The organism is Clostridium tagluense, from assembly GCF_003865095.1.
GTDB classification, from domain to species: Bacteria; Bacillota; Clostridia; order Clostridiales; family Clostridiaceae; genus Clostridium_AD; species Clostridium_AD tagluense.
In genome coordinates this window covers 39744-57089 of record NZ_BHYK01000001.1, presented here as the reverse complement: position 1 = coordinate 57089, position 17346 = coordinate 39744, and the positions used below count along the sequence as shown (strand labels likewise).

The following is a 17346-nucleotide window of genomic DNA, read 5'->3' as shown; positions in this document are numbered from 1 at the left end:
TTTGATTTTTTATCCTTATTGTGCTCTTGACATTATAGCTTAACCTCTAAACTTATTTTATTAATATCTGCCTAAAAAAAATAAAAAAAATAAAACAGTATAAAAAAAACATTAAAAGCCAAACTATATTTAGAACATAAAGCACCCACTACTAAAACTATTATAAATAATGTGCTGCCTTAAGTTAAAATAGTTTTATAAAAAATAACTAAACTGTATGCATTTTAAATTATATTATAATATAATTAAGCAAATTAAGTTTAGAGGAATTCTTAGTAAATAAATAAAAAGATACGCAATTATTTATTTTATTTTTGAAAAACTATTTAAAATTTTAACAAAGTGTAGTATTATAATACTTATGTTACAAATGTTTTATGTTACAAATGTTACAAATTTTTTTATTCAGGAGGAAAGTTATATGAAAACAGGTACAGTTAAATGGTTTAATTCAGAAAAAGGGTTTGGTTTCTTATCCGTAGAAGGAGAAGAAGATGTATTCGTACATTTTTCAGCTATTCAAGGAGACGGATATAAATCTTTAGAAGAAGGACAACAAGTTCAATTCGAAATAACTACTGGCGCTAGAGGCCCTCAAGCTTCAAACGTTACTAGATTATAATTCAAATTCTAAAGTAATCTATAATATACATCAATTATAGATAAAACACCTATCACACTGTGATAGGTGTTTTTTAGTTTATATCAGCTATCCTTAAGTCTACTTTCGTACTTTGTTTTATTCATTTTATAAAAATATTATCACTTTCATGAATATAATATCTACCTTTGCTAAAACTATACAGGAGTTAGTTTATAGACTGAGAAAGGATGTTTTATAATGATTGGTAAAATAATAGATATGGACAATACAGATGCTTTTATAAATTTTTCAGACGGAACTACTGTGGATATATGTATTGCTCGTTTACCTAAAGATTCAAAAATAGGAGATACTATCGATTTAAATATGGCATCTCCTACTAATTTGAGAAACAATATAATGGAAAGCTTTTTCTAATAAAATTTTAACAATAAAAATCTGTATTTGTTTTCCAAATACAGATTTTTATTATTTAGACATCCTGAAAAGATGTCGCAATGAAATTATGTTAGAATTTAGCTGGTTTTTTATCTTCAAAAGTTTCAATGTTCCATAGTCCTTTATAATATTTAGCTACTACGTAATACACTTTTTCTTTCTCACTAAGTGTAGTCTTAATTGTAGCAGTAGCCTTGTATATAGTGGCTTTATATCCTTGCGTTTTAACTTTTATTAACACATCATAATCCGTAGCTTTACCTTTTAGTAATGTAGCATTATAATCATCTATTAAGTTACTTTTAAAGGATTCTAAATCAGTTGATAGTACAAATTTAGCTACACTATTATCCTCACTTATATCAAGTCCTATTTTTTTGCCCTTGCCTTCGCCCTCTACATACTTATCTAATACCTTTGAAATGGAATCATAATATACAGTTTTAAAATCTATTGGCTTTCGTATATTCCAAAAGTTTTGTATTATATCATTATCAATTCTTTTAGATACAATATAGCTCTTATCTGAACTATACAAATTAGCTCCATCTTTTTCATCCAGCCCTGCTATATAGTTAAATTTGTGGACTTTATCTACGCCCTCATACATTTCAAATATATAATCAGACTCTAGTGTTGATTTTTCACTAACTTCCTTAGATGTTGATAAAATTTCATACAAATCCTTTATGGCTATTTCATCTGTAACCACAAATCTAAAGCTTTTATCCCTAGTACTTTGTATTATTATCTTTTTAATTCTGCCATCCTTAATATATTCAAAATCATTATTTTTTAGCCCAAGCTTTACTTTGATCCCATCAAAGCTCTTACATCCTGTAAATATAAATGCAGCTATAATTATAAAAGAAAATATCAGGAGCTTGTTTTTATTTTTGTGCATTTTTTATCCTCCTTGCTTTCCTCTGAAGATGCCTCAACACATTATTTAAGCTGCCTAGCGCAATAAAATATTAAGAGAAGCATAGTGCCACCCTTAGTCGAAAACTCGTTAAAAACTCATTAAACACGCTTTATTCACTAACAATGTAGCTATGGATCTTTCTTTTAAAATGACATTAGATAAATTATAATACTTTAAAAAGTATTAAGCAACTTTAATTAATTTTAAAGGTCTCTACTATACTTTCATAAATAGCTCCAAAAGATTCTTTAAAATTAACATTCCTTGTAAAAAATGAAATTCTATAAAATTCATTCCCATCATCAATAAAATATTCATAGGCCTTGTACCAATTATTATCAGTTACACTAATTAAGTATTGCACTAAATATGTTTTTTTACCATTTATAATAATACTGTCTAGTTTATAATTTTTAACTAGATTTTGCTCCTCGGATATTTTTTTACTGCTATCTAAAAATGCTTTTAAATCATTTTTGCTCCTCCACACTTCCACAAATCCATGAATTACCGCGTCCGATGATTGAAAATCATTGTGATATATAATTTCTCCACCAGGGAACTTTTTTTCTTTAGTTGTCCACCCTTCCGGTAATTTATAATTTACTTTTCCGTTTAAAGCAGTATAATCATTTAGCAAATTAATATTATGCTCCACAAGAATGGTAGTTTTCAACTGTTTATCAAATCCTTTTGATATCCCCAAAAGCGTTATCATAAGTCCCATTAGTATTACTATAATTCCAACTTTTTTTCTGTTTATAAATATAACCCTCATTGTATCCCTCCATATATTAATGTTAATATACTATATGATACATATTAAAAGAATATTAAAAAATTAAATGTGCTACTAAATTATATAGTCGCACATTTAATTTCATATATATTATTTTTTTAAAGGGACAACAATTGTAGATTTTTTGAAATCATAAAACATCAGCCAATGTCCCATTTCATCATTTTCATTATTTGAAATCCAAGTTACAAAACCAGTTTTACCTCCATAGGGTTGATGACATTTAGCTCTGCTTCCAGGTATTCCATAAACAATATATTTCATTTTCCCACTAGAGTCACATTTATATCCTAGCATAAAAGATTTATGGTTTCTAATATATGGATAGTAACAAATCATAGGATAATATGCTATTGCATATTTATTATAGTCACTGAAATCATACATATTCTCTAAACTACTCGCAGGTATTTTATACCATTTACACCATTTGATTTCTTTAGAAAAATTAGGTACTTCTTCAAAACCTAGTGCTACTGTTTTAAAGAATTCTCCCATGGCACCTTTAGGGTATTTGCATTTATCATAATCCTCTTTCTTATCATGATGCTTATCTTCTTCATCTTGTTTTTTATCCTTGCTTCTATTTCCACCTAAAACATCTTCAGGTCCTCTAACTTCGAATTCTTTGACCTTAGGCTCTTTAACTTCAGGTTCTTTGGCTTTAGGTTCTCTAGCTTCAGATTCTTTGATCTCTGATTCTCTAATTTCAGATTCCTTAACTTCAGGTTCTTTGGCTTTAGGCTCTCTATCTTCAGTTTCTTTAGCTTCAGGTTCTTTGAATCTAAGATCTCCACCTTTAATCTCTTCGAATCCACCTGATGTTTCAACATTTTCGGCTTTAACGCCTCCTGAAGTATCTACTTCATCACTTTTTATTTTAATTAATTCAATGTTTTGTTCATATTCATCAAATTCATTAATTATATCATCTGTTCTTGTGTCTTTGTTTTCATTTTTGACATCGGCGAGTTTATAGTTTCTCCATTCATTTGGTTTATCTGTTGTTGAAAATCCGCTCATTATTGAAACCACATTGGTATCTAAAAACTTTACAATTGCAGCTCCAACAATCTTTTCAGCAGCTATACCAGTTTCCGCTATATTTTCCATGTCATATTCATTAGAAATATCTACTCTACCATAGTCGTCTATGTTCAATTTGCCCAGTTTTATGATTTTATTTACATCTTTTTTACCACATATTAAAACCATGTAATAAGGCTGTTTTTCTTTCCTTAAGTTTTGCACATAGTATGAAATCTTACATTTGTTATTTTTCATTTCTAACTTTGCATATCCAGAAGGAATTTTACCCGCGTCTAAAGAATAACCTTTTTCATCTTCTTGTAATATAATAAAGTACCTACTATAACTTTTTTTAGGTGTCACCTTCTTTTACCTCCATATAAAACTTATTCATTATACTATATGAAGTATATAATAGAAAGTGAACAACATTTGAAAATTTATTTTGCAGATCCTATTTCATCCGAAAGCAACGCAAACTCTTGAAGTGATAGTGTTTCCCCTCTTCTTACGGGATCAATATTTGCTCTTTCAAAACATTTTAGTAAATTTTCTTTATCAATTCCTATATCTTTAAGACCATTCCATAAGGTTTTTCTTCTCATATTAAAAGATTTCCTTACTATAGAAAAAAACAAGGCCTCGTCTTTAACCTTAACTTTAGGCTCCTTTAATCTATCCAATCTAATAACAATAGATTCTACCTTAGGCTCTGGGATAAATGCTGTGGGTGGCACTAATCGTATAATTTTCGTATCACAGTAGTATTGAACCAATATTGAAAAAGCGCCATAAGCCTTGCAATTTGGCTCAGAATCTATTCTCACCCCAACTTCTTTTTGTATCATTATTGTTAGTGATTTAAAATCATAACCTTTAGTAAGTAAGTTAACTATTATTGGAGTAGTGAGATAATATGGTAAATTCGCTACGAGTTTTACAGATTTTTCATCTCCCATTAACTCATTAAAATCTACTTTAAGAGCATCATTATGAATAAGCTCAAAATTATTGAAATCTTTAAGTTCCTCTTCTAAAATGGGGAAAAGTTTTTCATCCAATTCTATAGCACAAACTTTTTTAGCTCTTTTTAAAAGTTCTCTAGTTAATGTTCCAAAGCCCGGTCCTATTTCAATAACAAAATCCTCTTCATTAACCTCTGCCCCATCAACCACGTCGTCTAGCACAGAGTCATCTATAAGAAAATTTTGTCCCAAACCTTTTTTAAACCTGAAATTATATTTCTTTGCAACCTCACTAATAGTTAAATTTTCCATAATTCATCTCCTTGTCTATCTCTTTAAGGGCATCTATAAATTCTTCCTTTATAATCCCGTAATTATTTAACCTAGTTATAAACTGTGATGAATTACCATATCCTATCCCTAATTTATTACCTAAGGCATCCCGTCTTTCCTTTGCGCGACTATCAGCTGTCAACTTAAAATATATCATATCTTGCACGTTAAATTCTTTTCTTTTCTCCTGAACTTCAAATTTTGCAGCTTCAAGAGCTTTTAATATTGTTTCAGGTGATGCATTTTCAACACCTATATCTCCATCTTTAGTTCCTTCTTTTTGAGATATATATGCATGTTTTACATTAGCTACTCTTTTGGTAATAATTCTTCTTATCTTTTCTCCAGCAAAATCTGGATCTGTAAAGATTATTACACCTTTTCGCTTTTGAGCTTCTCTTATTTTATTAATTACCTTTTCATTGATTCCAAAACCACCTACAGAAATTAGTTCAGCATCTACCGCTCTTTTAACTGCTGTAACATCATCTCTTCCTTCAACTACTATTACTTCTTTAATCATATTATTATCCATATTATCCTCCATACTATACTATTGTAAGACACTTACTATTATATATTAATAAAAAAGAAAGATATCCTTTAGTATTTCTTTTTATTCCTGTATCTATAATATCATTTTACTTATTAATAGTGAACTGTAAAGCAAAAAAAAAGGAGCTAATGCTCCTACTTTAAAATATATACATCTACATTACGCGATCCCCAATCCCACATTTCATCACTGGAATGGAAATATAAATCTATTATATTACCTTTTATAGCTCCACCTACATCTTCTGCAATAGCATAGCCATAGCCATCTACCCAAACCTTGCTTCCCATTGGTATAACCCTAGGATCTACAGCTATAGTACTAAAGCCATCAGCGTTTCTTTTTGCTCTTGCTCCAGTGGATGTTATCCCTAAGTAGGGATCGTCAGGGCCTTTATTCGTAGAATTATAATCAGCAGTATATGCTGTTGCCCTAACCTTAATTTTTTTGGTGTAACGAACGTTACCTCCACGGGATGGTGTATATACATTAACATTACCTAGTGCAACTATTTGTTTAACTGGCTGTGATTTAATCTTTTCACTTACTAAATTTCTAGATACCTCTTTGCCATTTTCATAGACAATAGATGAAGTAATAACCTTTAGGCCTGCTTTTCCAGGTTGGATAACTTTTTTTACACCCTTATCCAGCTCATCGCTACTTTTAAATTCAGTTGCAAAGTCAATCGCTTTAGTTTCTTGAAGAACATCAGTGTTTACTCTTGTTATTTGTACTTGTAACCCTGATTTTAGCGATTCACTTTTTAATGGGGTAATCTTGTCTTCATTCTTCAATACAATATTTTCTGCTTTCAGCATATCTGCTACTGTATTTTCAGCAGTTTGAATCTTCAATTCTTTCCCATCAACTTTTACTTTAACATTTACAGCTTTTTTTATATATATTTTGTCTCCGTCTTTTACTTCACTGTCTAAACTAACTGTAATTTGATCTTTTGCCCCTAGCGCTATATTATTAGTTTTTAGTATTTGATTAACATTGCTTTTTAAAGTTATAACCTGTATGGATTTACCATCAACAATAACAGATATAACTTTTTTCATGTTAAATATAGTCACCGTAATACATGTTAATAACAGCATTACTATAAAAAATGTCTTGGGCCCATTTGAAAAATAGTACTTCAAATTATTTTTCACGTTTTTCATCATAGAGATTCCCTCCCTTAGTCAAGAGTACTTGGGTATTATACCTTGAAGCAAGAAATATGTCAAATTTTAAACCCACTACTCTTAGTTTTGACTGTTAATGCATCATTGTGCATAAAATTATAATATTAAATTATAATTTTAAAATAAACCAACTAATCCAGTCTTTCAGGGTAAATTAGTAAAATAGTATTTACCATTAAAATTATATGTGATCTACACAATTTTAATTACAGATATATTTTTATATTTTTTCCAATAATTAGAATTAATAATCATTTTACACTATTTATTTATTTTTAGCAAGTTTTCAATGTTACAAATTGTAATATATTCAATTTCCTGTATGGTTTTTTCCTTAATCTCTGATATCTTTTCAATTATGTATTTAATATAAGGGGATTCATTTCTTTTACCTCTATTTGGTTCTGGTGACATGTATGGACAATCCGTTTCTACTAATATTCTGTCCATTGGAACAACTTTGGCAACCTCACCTATTTTTTTTGCATTTTTAAAGGTTATAACTCCAGTAAATCCAATGTAATAGCCGAGTTTTAAACATTCCTGCGCAAACTCAACACTTCCTGAAAAGCAATGGATGGTGCCTATAACCTCTGGAAATTGTTTTAATATGTCTAAAGTATCACTATGGGCATCCCTATCATGGATAACTACCGGTAATTTAAGTTCTCTCGCAAGCTCCATTTGAAGTTTAAAGGCCGCCTTTTGAATATCTCTGGGCGGATTTTCTTCATAATGATAATCTAATCCTATTTCTCCTATAGCTCTAACCTTTGGATTTTGCGCTAAATTTCTTAGTTCATCAATAATTTCATCATTAACAATGTCTGCATGCTCAGGATGTATTCCTACTGCGGAATATATAAAATCATATTTACTGGATAGTTCTACCGACATTCTTGCGCCTTCCAGTGATGCGCCACAGTTTAAAACACCTATTACACCTTTATCCTTTAATCCCAGTATTACATTTTCTCTATCTTCATTAAAAGCCTCATCATCATAATGTGCATGTGAATCAAATATCATAATAAACACTGCATTAAACTAATAATTTCAAAAGTTTAATTACAGTTTTCACCTTCCTTTCATGTTGTTAAATCATCTCCTTCGGAGCTGTAATTAACGACTTCAGAAGGAGATTTATACTCCCACTGAAGTTTTCTTTTTATTGTAGTATGTGACCCCCACTTAAAGACGTGGGAAACTTTCCTTCTGAAATGTCGTTAAAGTGAACCCAATATAGGAGATAATAATCCCATAACTGCCCCTAGTAGTGCTCCAAGCCAAGTTATAGCATTTAGCTCTTTACTAGCAATATCCAGTATGATTTTTTCTGAAAAATCTACATCAAATTCATTGATTTTATCTTCAACTATCTTAGCAACATCCAACACTTCAACTACGTCCGCTGCCTTATTCTCTATAAATTTATTGTATAATTCTTTAACTACTACAGAAATAGACTTAGATAATTTATCTCCTTCTCCTTCAAATATTGATTTCATCTCTACATTTAGCAATCTATTAATCATTACTGAAACTATTTCTGCTATTTTTATTTTCACAGAATTGCTTTCTGTCATAGCTTCTATTCGACTCTTTATAATTTTTTCTATTTCACTTTTATAATCTATGCCTGTTTTTTCTAGCATCGCCTCAATAGATATATAATTGCTAAACTTACCCTCAAGCTTATCTAAGGTATTTCTAATAAGTTTTTCATCTACAATCTCTGTTGTGAATAAATGGATTAAAGGCTCTATGCCATCATGAATTCCTTCTTTAGAAAATTCAGAAAACACGCTAGAAACTGAACTTTTCAAAAATTTATCGATTATATCATTAATCATTAATGCAATATCATTATGGTTTTCATCTTCATCTAAGAATTCATTTATACCCGTAACAACTTTTTCATAAGTACTGTCAGCATTCATAAACATTGCTATCATTGGATTTAGTTTAGTTGCTATTGTTTCTCCTACAATTTGTCTCAATTTCTTTTTAGTCTTTTCTTCTTTAATTATTTTCTTTATTGCCATTGCAATATCATATCTTTTTCCATAAACATATACTTTTATATTATCTGTTATGCCTTTAGGTATAACCTCCTCAAAGCTCTTATCTAAAACCTTTAATCCATTTACCTTTTCTTCTAATATATTTTCTATTTCTCCATAAAATTTTTCTGTATCCTTATACTCAATAGCAGCATTTAAGACTTTATTTTTTATTGAATTATATAATTCACTTTGACAAATCACTTCTGGTTTAGCAGCTAATTCTAATATTATTTGTCCTTTTACATATTTACCAATAGCTTGTTTAACATCTTCTTCATTTATATAATCAACAAATAATTTAGAAACATTCCTATTAGTATTTTGTATAAAATTAGAAAATTCATCGCCCAATAAGCCCTTTATCTCATTTTCTACTGTAACATCACTATTTTCTATAGCACCAATTTTACTTTGCACCCAAAAATCCAATTGTTGATTCATATTTTCACTGCATAATGACTTCAGAATTGTCTCCTTTGTCAAAAGATGCTGCCCTATACTCTCACCTACACTTTTAGCGATTCTAGACTTTTCCTTTGGAATAAGCCCTGGAGTAAATGGAACTTTGAATTTACCAATTTTAACCTCTTTATGTGGTCTAAACAACATTTTTATAGCTAACCAATTGGTTATGTACCCGATAATAGCTCCAACTAAGGAACCAATAAGAAATTTCATATTATTTTTCCTCCTCACAGTTCTTTGTAGTACAAAACAATTATGGATTGTTTTGACCCTTGTAGTTCTCTGTAATAGTCACAATTACTATTGTAAATCTAACCCTCTTAAAATTCAATAGACTGTTCTATTTTAAATATAAAAGCATGAAGCCTAATTTACTAGCACTTCATGCTTTTTTATTAGAATTACCTTACTGTACTTCCAGTAGGCAATTCACCTGGTATTGATACTGCAAATAGCTTACTATCATCCGGGGTTGCTGCTGCAATTATCATTCCCTGGGATAATTCACCTCTAAGTGTAACAGGCTTCAAATTAGCTACGAGTACTACATACTTTCCAATTAGATCTTCTGGCTTATAGTTCTGAGCTATTCCTGAAACTACCTGCCTTATTTCTCCGCCTAAATCTACTTTTAACTTTAGAAGTTTTTTAGATTTTTTCATTGGCAGGCATTCTAGTACTTTAACAACTCTCATATCTATTTTCTCAAAATCTTCTATTGTAATTTCTTCTTTTACTGGTTCCATAGTAGGTTTTTGTGCTGCTTTCCTAGTTTCTTCTACAAGCTTGTTAAGCTCTTCTATTTTAGCTTCCACATCTATTCTTGGGAACATTACTTCGCCTTTATTAACTTTTGTTCCTGCACTGGTTCCATTGAATGATGATAAGCTATCCCATGTGATTTTATCTACATTTAGTTGAGCATTTATTTTGCCACTTGTAGTTGGTAAAAATGCTGATATTAACACTGATGTCATTCTTAAGGATTCTGCTAAATTGTACAATACTGTACCTAGTCTTCCCTTTTGACTATCATCCTTTCCAAGTATCCATGGAGTTGTTTCATCTATATACTTGTTAGTTCGCCTAATAAGTGCCCAAACATGGTCCAATGCTTCAGGTATTTTAAGTTCGTCAATAGCTTTTTCTACTTTTCCTGGTGCTGCAAGTGCTATTTCTATAAGTTCATTGTCAACATCTGCTATATCTTTAGGCACTGGAATAACTCCATCAAAATATTTTTCTATCATTGTTACAGTTCTTGATAATAAATTTCCTAAATCATTAGCCAGGTCCGAATTTGTTTTCTTTATGAATATTTCACTAGTAAATATTCCATCAGAACCAAATGGTATTTCATGAAGTAAATAATACCTTACTGCATCCACTCCAAAATGATTAACTAGTACTACTGGGTCTACTACATTCCCTCTAGATTTTGCCATTCTTACTCCACCATCAACAAGAAGCCATCCATGACCAAATACTTGTTTAGGAAGTGGTAGTTCTAATGCCATGAGCATTATTGGCCAATAAATCGTATGGAATCTTAGTATATCCTTACCTATTAAATGTACATCTGCTGGCCAGAATTTTTCATAAAGTGAAGTATCCTCCCCATTATATCCAAGAGCCGTTATATAGTTAGACAAGGCATCTACCCAAACATATATAACATGGCCTGGATCAAATTCCACTGGTATCCCCCAGTTAAATGTTGTTCTTGAAACGCATAAGTCTTGAAGACCTGGTCTTAAGAAATTATTTAACATTTCATTTTTTCTTGATTCTGGTTGAATAAACTCTGGATGAGATTCAATATACGCTATAAGTCTATCTGCATATTTTGACATCTTGAAGAAATATGCTTCTTCCTTTGCCTTTTCAACTGGTCTTCCACAATCAGGACATTTTCCATCTACTGCTTGAGTTTCTGTCCAAAATGATTCACAGGGAGTGCAGTACCATCCTTCATATGAACCTTTGTATATATCTCCTTGATCGTATAACTGCTTAAACAGTTTTTGAACAGCCTTTTTATGATAATCATCTGTAGTTCTTATAAATTTATCATAGCTTATATCCATCATTTCCCACAAATTTTGTATGCCTGCCACTATTTCATCTACATACGCTTTTGGAGTAACTCCTTTTTCCTCCGCTATTGTTTGAATTTTTTGACCATGCTCATCTGTTCCTACTAAGAACATTACATCATAGCCTATAAGCCTCTTAAATCTAGCAATTGCATCCGCAGCTACCGTTGTATAGGTATTCCCGATGTGTAGATTTGCTGAGGGATAATAAATTGGTGTAGTAATGTAATAAGTTTTTTTAGTCATAGTTTTATCCTACCTCTCAAATTAAAATTATTTATAGTTTTTAGGAAAACAAAAACATATATAAATATGTTATTTAACTTATAATAATCCTAAAATATTATAAGTTCCCGAAAAATAAAAAAAAGTCTCTAAACAGAAATAACTTTCTGTTTAGAGACGTATTAACGTTTTACCACTCTAATTCATCTTTACATCACTATAAAGATCTCATTTGGTGACCATCATCACCTGTCAATATAACGGTTGCAACCGTATTATCCTAATAATTAAATTCAGATAATCTGCTTAGAGACCATGTTCATAAGCTGACCTGCTACTGATTTTCACCTATCTCAGCTCTCTTTTAACACTTAAGCTTATTACTCTTCTCATCATTGCATTTGTTTAATGGTAATTATATTGCAAATAAATCACTATGTCAACATTTTATCCTAAAACCATAAAATTATACTTAGATCATCAATATTTTATGATTCTATTTTTCTTAACATTTTTACGCCTTTTGTACCTAGTAGATAATATAACAGTAAATCCAAAACCCCATATAACCCTACTATTAATGCAAATACTATCCATTTAGTTAGCTCAAACTTGATAATCATAAATACCGTAAGCCCGCCTAAAGCTATGCAAATAATCATACTAATCATCACGTTAAAATTTCGCTTTACTGCTTCCTGCTCTGTATCCCACTGAAGTTTAGGAAAATTCAAATCAATAAATATACCTATAAATGATGTAAATAATATTCCCAATAAGCCAACTATAATCATTAATAAAACTAAATCTAATGGCAATTTAAGTAATATCAAAGCAAGTATACTTATCATAAGCATTCCAGCTACTCCTAGTACTACTGCAGATAATGCTTTTGCCATAAGCTGATCTTTATATTTCATAGGTATATATTTTAACATAAATAGATTCTTACCTTCTCTTGATATTGCTGTAGTTGCGATTGAATTGCTAGAAGATGAAAAAACCATAAATGCGAAAAAAACACCTAATACTATACCTGTACTTTTACCATTTTGTAAAAAACCAGTTAATTCCTTAAGTTGCCCTGAACCGCCCTTTTGAGCGAAAATTGGTATAAGTAAAAATATGGGCCATAAAAAATTCATAAGTACACAATTCATAAAATAAATTGGCGTTCTGAACAAAATCTTTAATTCTTTTAATATATATATCTTTAAGGAAGAATTTTGTGTTGTATTATTTGTAAGTTCTTTACTACTAAGTGTCTTCCGCTTTGAAGATGTTTCAGATACTCCCATAACCCCTTTAAAGTACAATGCTTGACCTAATATTATAAATATCATTACTGCAGCCAGTGTTATGGCTATAAATAAAATTAAATTTATAATACCCTTAATATTATTAGTATTAATCAGACTATTTACAGCTATCTTAGTACTTGGAAACATTTTTGTTGCCAACTCAACTAGGGAGTTATTTCCCTTTGAGAACATTTCAGTAATTTCTGCTCCACTTAAATCTTGTGAAAACTTCTGGACATATATGTTTATTCCTACACCAAAGCCCATAGCTATAAGTCCGCCTACTAATCTAAACCTGTCCTTATTCCTTGCAATATTAGTAAATCTCATTATAATCATATTAATTACAGAAGCAATTACTAGTGGTACTATAGGCAATAGTAAAAATATTATAACTCCATAAATATAATACAATACCCCTCCACCGCTCTTTATCCCATAAGCAATTAGTGTAGGCGCAAAAAATATAATTTCTGTAAGGTATTCATAAATTAATACTACAGTAAATTTAGCTCCCATAATGTGCCAAGGCTTAAAAGGTAGTGGTAATAAATTTTCTACATCCATAGAAAAGTAAAATATGCTCATAGCATAAAATATACCAAAGAAGAAAATAACGACACTAACAATAGATAGTCCAAATCCCAATATAACAGCTTCCTGACCAATTTGATGTAGTCCATCATAGGCCGCAAATATAAACTCTCCAAACCCTATTGCCATAGGTGTGAATGCTAGTACTAAAATTAGTCCAAGCAATAGCCCCTTAATCTTGTTTTTATTTTTCTTACTGCTAGAGGATCCAGTTCCTGTTTTTAATAGCACCTTAGTTAGCGCTATAAATTTACTCATTTTCAGTCATCTCCAAGAAGATTTTCTCTAGGGACCCACTTGCTTTAAAATGATCCCTTAGTTCATCTAGAGTTCCACAGAACAATATTTTTCCCTTGTTTATTACTGCAACCCTATCACATAGTTTTTCAGCTACTTCTAGAACATGAGTTGAGAAAAATACGCTTTTCTTTTTATTTGCATGTTCCTTCATCATTTCTTTTAAAACATAGGAAGATTTAGGATCAAGTCCAGTCATTGGTTCATCTAAAATCCAAACTTCTGGTTCATGAAGGAGTGCGCCCATAATCATTATCTTTTGTCTCATGCCGTGAGAATAACTTTGAATCTGGTCCGTTAATGCATTACTCATTTCAAATCTATTTCCTAAGGCTTCAATTTTTTCTTTTCTAACAATACTTGGCACATCATAAATATCAGCCATAAAATTTAAATATTCGATACCTTTAAGCCTTAAAAACATGTCCGGATTATCTGGTACAAATCCAAATTGTTTTTTAGCCTCTAAATCATTTTTTTCTATATCAATTCCATTAATAGTGATTTTTCCACTATCAGCACTTAATATTCCTGTAATCATCTTTATGGTAGTAGTTTTACCTGCTCCATTGGGACCTAAAAATCCAAATATTTCTCCATCTCTTATAGTTAAACTTATGTTGTCTACAGCTTTATTCTTGCCATTGTAACTTTTGTTTACATTCGTAATTTCAATCATATTTTAACCCTCCTGTATTCCATAAGAGTAGATAACAATTATTAATTGTTATCTACTCTTATGGTATATTTTCTAGCTTACTAATCTTTCAGCAAATTAACACACCTATTATGTTATCATACTTTCTTTTTTTTTACAATATATCCTATAATTGTTTCCTTATTATGTAATTGTTTAACTTTTTAAAATTCAACTAAAAGAAAAACTTGGCTAAGTTAACTGCCATTATAATTGCTGTAATATCTGCTAGTATAGCTGCGAATAAGGTGTGTCTAATTTTTTTTATATTTACTGCTCCAAAATATACTGTCAAAGTATAAAAGATTGTTTCCGTTGAGCCCATTATTATAGATGAAACCCGTCCTATGTAACTATCTGCACCATATTGTTTTATGATGTCAGTAAATACTCCTAGGGCTCCACTTCCTGAAAGAGGTTTTATTAAAACCAGAGGAACAACCTCCGGTGGAAGTCCAATAAGCACAACAACGGGTTTTACTAAATAAATAAAAAAGTCTAAAGCCCCAGAAGCTCTAAATACATTAACAGCTATAATCATAGCTAGAAGGTATGGAAAAATCCTAAGACAAATACTTATTCCCTCCTTTGCTCCTTCAACGAAGCACTCGTATACCTTCACCTTCTTAATAACTCCATATATTACTACAAATCCAATAATAATTGGAATTATACCCTTTAATAAATATGATAGTAAATTACTCAAAATCACACCATTTCACCTACCCCATTTAAATTTAATAGCAATATTTCAAATTAAAAATACCGTTGTAAAATTTTACAATAAACTACGCCTAAAATCGCAGCAGTACCCGTCGCAATTATAGCTGGCAGTATAATAATCGCTGGGTTTCGTGAATTGTAAGCAGCTCTTATAGATATCACTGTTGTAGGAAGAAACTGAATACAGGCAGCATTTAAAACTAAAAATAATGCCATGTCATTACTCGCTGTATCTTTAACCTTATTAATTTTCTGCATTTCTTCCATAGCTTTTATACCAAAAGGAGTGGCAGCATTAGATAACCCCATCATATTTGCTGTTAAATTCATAGTAATGCTAGACATTGCGCTCTGGTTTTTTCCAGCTTCTTTAAATATAAGTTTTAAAATTGGCCTAAGTACCTTTGCCAGTTTATCAGTTAATCCACTTTTTTCAGCAATTTTCATTATGCCACACCAAAGACACATCATTCCAAGCAGACCTATTACGAGTTCAACCGCACTAGATGCTCCTAAAATAACAGCCTTTGATAGAATTTCTGCTTTTCCTGTAAAAATCCCAATAATTATACCTAGGAATAGAATTAAAAACCAAATAATATTAATCATACATTTTCCCCCTAGCATTTAAATCAGTGTTTCATTAATATATATGTATCCATTTCTATATAATTGCATATATTAATATTTTATTAGTTGCATATACTATAAAAAAAACTTTTTTTGTGTTATTATTTTCTTGTTGCATATACAATTGACAATGGAAAAAGGAGTTACTATATGATTAATGTACCTTTATTAAATTTTAGTGTATTTACACTTTTTTATTATTTTATTATCTATTCTTTTATGGGATGGTGCCTTGAAACAGTGTACGCTACAATAAAGAAAAATGAATTTGTTAATAGAGGCTTCCTCCATGGTCCCTTTTGCCCTATTTATGGTTTTGGTACACTATCAATAATTGTTTTACTAAAACCTATAGAATCTAATTATATTTTTCTCTTTTTAGGTTCAGTAATTTTAACTTCTCTTCTAGAATACATAACAGGATATATTCTAGAAACTACGTTTAATAGTACTTGGTGGGATTATAGTGACGAACCCTATAATCTTCATGGAAGGATTTGCTTATCCTTTTCTATAATATGGGGGCTTGTTTCCATGTTTATTTTGAAGGTAGTCCATCCATATATTGCTTATATAGTAAATTCAATACCACCTACACCCGGCATAATACTTTTCTATATTATTCTCCTATATTTCGTTGCAGATTTTACAATTACTGTAATAACAATATATAAATTGCGCTCCCTGTTAAACCAAATAAATGCAGTATATTCAGAATTAACTGAGAAACTTTCAGATTTCAAATTGAATTTAGGGAATACTAAGGACATATCTGAACTTAAAATTATGTTGGATGGATTAATAGAAAGTGCCGAAATGAAAGTAAGTAAGAAGAAATCTGAAATTGAAAATATTGTAAAAGAATTGAAATTAAAATATGACTCCTTGGTTATTAAAAAATATCCTGATTACTCAAGACTTATAAAAGCTTTTCCAGACTTAAAATTCAAGGGGCTAGATTCCATTTTAAAAGATATTAAAAACAAGGTTTACAAGAATAAGAAAATGTGATTTTGTTATTTTCCATAAAATAAAATTTTTTATTAATTCCAAATTAGTGGTCATTAACATTAGAACATATATATATTAAAAAATAACATAAGTTAAAGGAGATTAAAAAATGAAAGAAACAAACATAAAACTAGCACAAAAGGGCATTGATGATGCACTAGAAACTATAGAAGCCCTAGAAAAAACTATAAAGGAAACCCCTCTTCCCAAAAATGTATTAAAAGAAAGCTTTTATATTCTTTCTAAAAAAGTTGATGAAATTGAAGATATATTAAAAAATGAAGGTATACTTTAATTCACTAATCCAAATATAAAAAGTATCTTGAAATAAATATCTAGTTTATATTTATACTCATAAAAGCAATTAAGGGACTAATGACATTAGTCCCTTAATTG

At 30.2% G+C, this 17346-nt stretch carries 17 protein-coding genes and 1 other annotated feature; of the genes, 4 read left to right on the top strand and 13 right to left on the bottom strand.

Features of this window, described 5'->3' with window-relative positions; all coding sequences use genetic code 11:
- Window positions 1-421: 421 nt before the first annotated feature.
- Complete coding sequence (locus Ctaglu_RS00290; protein ID WP_071611001.1) at window positions 422-622, top strand: cold-shock protein; 201 nt, start codon at window positions 422-424, stop codon at window positions 620-622.
- Between the two features lie 219 nt (window positions 623-841).
- The gene (locus Ctaglu_RS00285) at window positions 842-1021 is read left to right on the top strand and encodes a hypothetical protein (RefSeq protein WP_124996897.1); all 180 of its coding nucleotides are present in this window, start codon (window positions 842-844) and stop codon (window positions 1019-1021) included.
- A 91-nt stretch (window positions 1022-1112) separates the two neighbouring features.
- Here Ctaglu_RS00285 and Ctaglu_RS00280 read toward each other — a convergent pair whose 3' ends face one another.
- The 13 genes from Ctaglu_RS00280 to Ctaglu_RS00220 form a co-directional block, all read right to left on the bottom strand.
- On the bottom strand, window positions 1113-1946 hold the full coding sequence (locus tag Ctaglu_RS00280; RefSeq protein ID WP_124996895.1) for a YhfM domain-containing protein: 834 nt from the start codon (window positions 1944-1946) through the stop codon (window positions 1113-1115).
- A 214-nt stretch (window positions 1947-2160) separates the two neighbouring features.
- On the bottom strand, window positions 2161-2745 hold the full coding sequence (locus Ctaglu_RS00275) for a hypothetical protein (protein ID WP_185732550.1): 585 nt from the start codon (window positions 2743-2745) through the stop codon (window positions 2161-2163).
- 111 nt (window positions 2746-2856) lie between these two features.
- Window positions 2857-4158, bottom strand: a complete 1302-nt coding sequence (locus Ctaglu_RS00270; protein ID WP_124996893.1) for a DUF7922 domain-containing protein — start codon at window positions 4156-4158, stop codon at window positions 2857-2859.
- Between the two features lie 77 nt (window positions 4159-4235).
- Window positions 4236-5072: a 16S rRNA (adenine(1518)-N(6)/adenine(1519)-N(6))-dimethyltransferase RsmA gene (gene rsmA / locus Ctaglu_RS00265; RefSeq protein ID WP_124996891.1), complete on the bottom strand. Its 837-nt coding sequence runs from the start codon at window positions 5070-5072 to the stop codon at window positions 4236-4238.
- On the bottom strand, window positions 5053-5616 hold the full coding sequence (gene rnmV / locus Ctaglu_RS00260; RefSeq protein ID WP_124997346.1) for a ribonuclease M5: 564 nt from the start codon (window positions 5614-5616) through the stop codon (window positions 5053-5055). The genes rsmA and rnmV overlap by 20 nt, the downstream gene beginning before the upstream one ends.
- 167 nt (window positions 5617-5783) lie before the next feature.
- Window positions 5784-6824, bottom strand: a complete 1041-nt coding sequence (locus Ctaglu_RS00255; protein WP_124996889.1) for a resuscitation-promoting factor — start codon at window positions 6822-6824, stop codon at window positions 5784-5786.
- 282 nt (window positions 6825-7106) lie between these two features.
- Window positions 7107-7874, bottom strand: a complete 768-nt coding sequence (locus tag Ctaglu_RS00250; protein ID WP_124996887.1) for a TatD family hydrolase — start codon at window positions 7872-7874, stop codon at window positions 7107-7109.
- 197 nt (window positions 7875-8071) lie between these two features.
- Window positions 8072-9589 carry a DUF445 family protein gene (locus tag Ctaglu_RS00245; protein WP_124996885.1) on the bottom strand — a complete coding sequence of 506 codons (1518 nt, stop codon included), beginning with the start codon at window positions 9587-9589 and terminating at the stop codon, window positions 8072-8074.
- A gap of 188 nt (window positions 9590-9777) precedes the next feature.
- Window positions 9778-11718, bottom strand: coding sequence for a methionine--tRNA ligase (gene metG / locus Ctaglu_RS00240; protein ID WP_124996883.1), 1941 nt, complete (start codon window positions 11716-11718; stop codon window positions 9778-9780).
- A 149-nt stretch (window positions 11719-11867) separates the two neighbouring features.
- Window positions 11868-12102 (bottom strand) — a binding site (T-box leader).
- Between the two features lie 83 nt (window positions 12103-12185).
- Entirely contained in the window at window positions 12186-13850 is a 1665-nt protein-coding gene (locus tag Ctaglu_RS00235; RefSeq protein WP_124996881.1) for a putative ABC transporter permease subunit, read from the bottom strand.
- Window positions 13843-14568: an ABC transporter ATP-binding protein gene (locus Ctaglu_RS00230; RefSeq protein ID WP_124996879.1), complete on the bottom strand. Its 726-nt coding sequence runs from the start codon at window positions 14566-14568 to the stop codon at window positions 13843-13845. Before Ctaglu_RS00230 ends, Ctaglu_RS00235 begins: the two co-directional genes overlap by 8 nt.
- 193 nt (window positions 14569-14761) lie before the next feature.
- Entirely contained in the window at window positions 14762-15292 is a 531-nt protein-coding gene (locus Ctaglu_RS00225; RefSeq protein ID WP_124996877.1) for a spore maturation protein, read from the bottom strand.
- 50 nt (window positions 15293-15342) lie between these two features.
- Window positions 15343-15918: a nucleoside recognition domain-containing protein gene (locus Ctaglu_RS00220; protein ID WP_124996875.1), complete on the bottom strand. Its 576-nt coding sequence runs from the start codon at window positions 15916-15918 to the stop codon at window positions 15343-15345.
- A 171-nt stretch (window positions 15919-16089) separates the two neighbouring features.
- On the opposite strand from Ctaglu_RS00220, the gene Ctaglu_RS00215 reads away from it, so the two are divergent.
- Together Ctaglu_RS00215 and Ctaglu_RS00210 are read left to right on the top strand one after the other, a co-directional pair.
- On the top strand, window positions 16090-16950 hold the full coding sequence (locus Ctaglu_RS00215) for a putative ABC transporter permease (RefSeq protein ID WP_124996873.1): 861 nt from the start codon (window positions 16090-16092) through the stop codon (window positions 16948-16950).
- Window positions 16951-17059: 109 nt separating this feature from the next.
- Window positions 17060-17245, top strand: a complete 186-nt coding sequence (locus Ctaglu_RS00210; RefSeq protein ID WP_124996871.1) for a hypothetical protein — start codon at window positions 17060-17062, stop codon at window positions 17243-17245.
- The last annotated feature ends 101 nt before the right edge of the window (window positions 17246-17346 follow it).

Excerpts from the sequence above, each read along its gene's own strand:
- Ctaglu_RS00245 (WP_124996885.1), bottom strand. The coding sequence starts at position 9,589 with ATGAAATTTCTTATTGGTTCCTTAGTTGGAGCTATTATCGGGTACATA.
- Ctaglu_RS00220 (WP_124996875.1), bottom strand. The coding sequence starts at position 15,918 with ATGATTAATATTATTTGGTTTTTAATTCTATTCCTAGGTATAATTATT.
- Ctaglu_RS00215 (WP_124996873.1), top strand. The coding sequence starts at position 16,090 with ATGATTAATGTACCTTTATTAAATTTTAGTGTATTTACACTTTTTTAT.
- Ctaglu_RS00280 (WP_124996895.1), bottom strand. The coding sequence starts at position 1,946 with ATGCACAAAAATAAAAACAAGCTCCTGATATTTTCTTTTATAATTATA.
- Ctaglu_RS00255 (WP_124996889.1), bottom strand. The coding sequence starts at position 6,824 with ATGATGAAAAACGTGAAAAATAATTTGAAGTACTATTTTTCAAATGGG.
- rsmA (WP_124996891.1), bottom strand. The coding sequence starts at position 5,072 with ATGGAAAATTTAACTATTAGTGAGGTTGCAAAGAAATATAATTTCAGG.
- Ctaglu_RS00275 (WP_185732550.1), bottom strand. The coding sequence starts at position 2,745 with ATGAGGGTTATATTTATAAACAGAAAAAAAGTTGGAATTATAGTAATA.
- rnmV (WP_124997346.1), bottom strand. The coding sequence starts at position 5,616 with ATGATTAAAGAAGTAATAGTAGTTGAAGGAAGAGATGATGTTACAGCA.
- Ctaglu_RS00290 (WP_071611001.1), top strand. The coding sequence starts at position 422 with ATGAAAACAGGTACAGTTAAATGGTTTAATTCAGAAAAAGGGTTTGGT.
- Ctaglu_RS00250 (WP_124996887.1), bottom strand. The coding sequence starts at position 7,874 with ATGATATTTGATTCACATGCACATTATGATGATGAGGCTTTTAATGAA.
- Ctaglu_RS00235 (WP_124996881.1), bottom strand. The coding sequence starts at position 13,850 with ATGAGTAAATTTATAGCGCTAACTAAGGTGCTATTAAAAACAGGAACT.
- Ctaglu_RS00230 (WP_124996879.1), bottom strand. The coding sequence starts at position 14,568 with ATGATTGAAATTACGAATGTAAACAAAAGTTACAATGGCAAGAATAAA.
- metG (WP_124996883.1), bottom strand. The coding sequence starts at position 11,718 with ATGACTAAAAAAACTTATTACATTACTACACCAATTTATTATCCCTCA.
- Ctaglu_RS00285 (WP_124996897.1), top strand. The coding sequence starts at position 842 with ATGATTGGTAAAATAATAGATATGGACAATACAGATGCTTTTATAAAT.
- Ctaglu_RS00210 (WP_124996871.1), top strand. The coding sequence starts at position 17,060 with ATGAAAGAAACAAACATAAAACTAGCACAAAAGGGCATTGATGATGCA.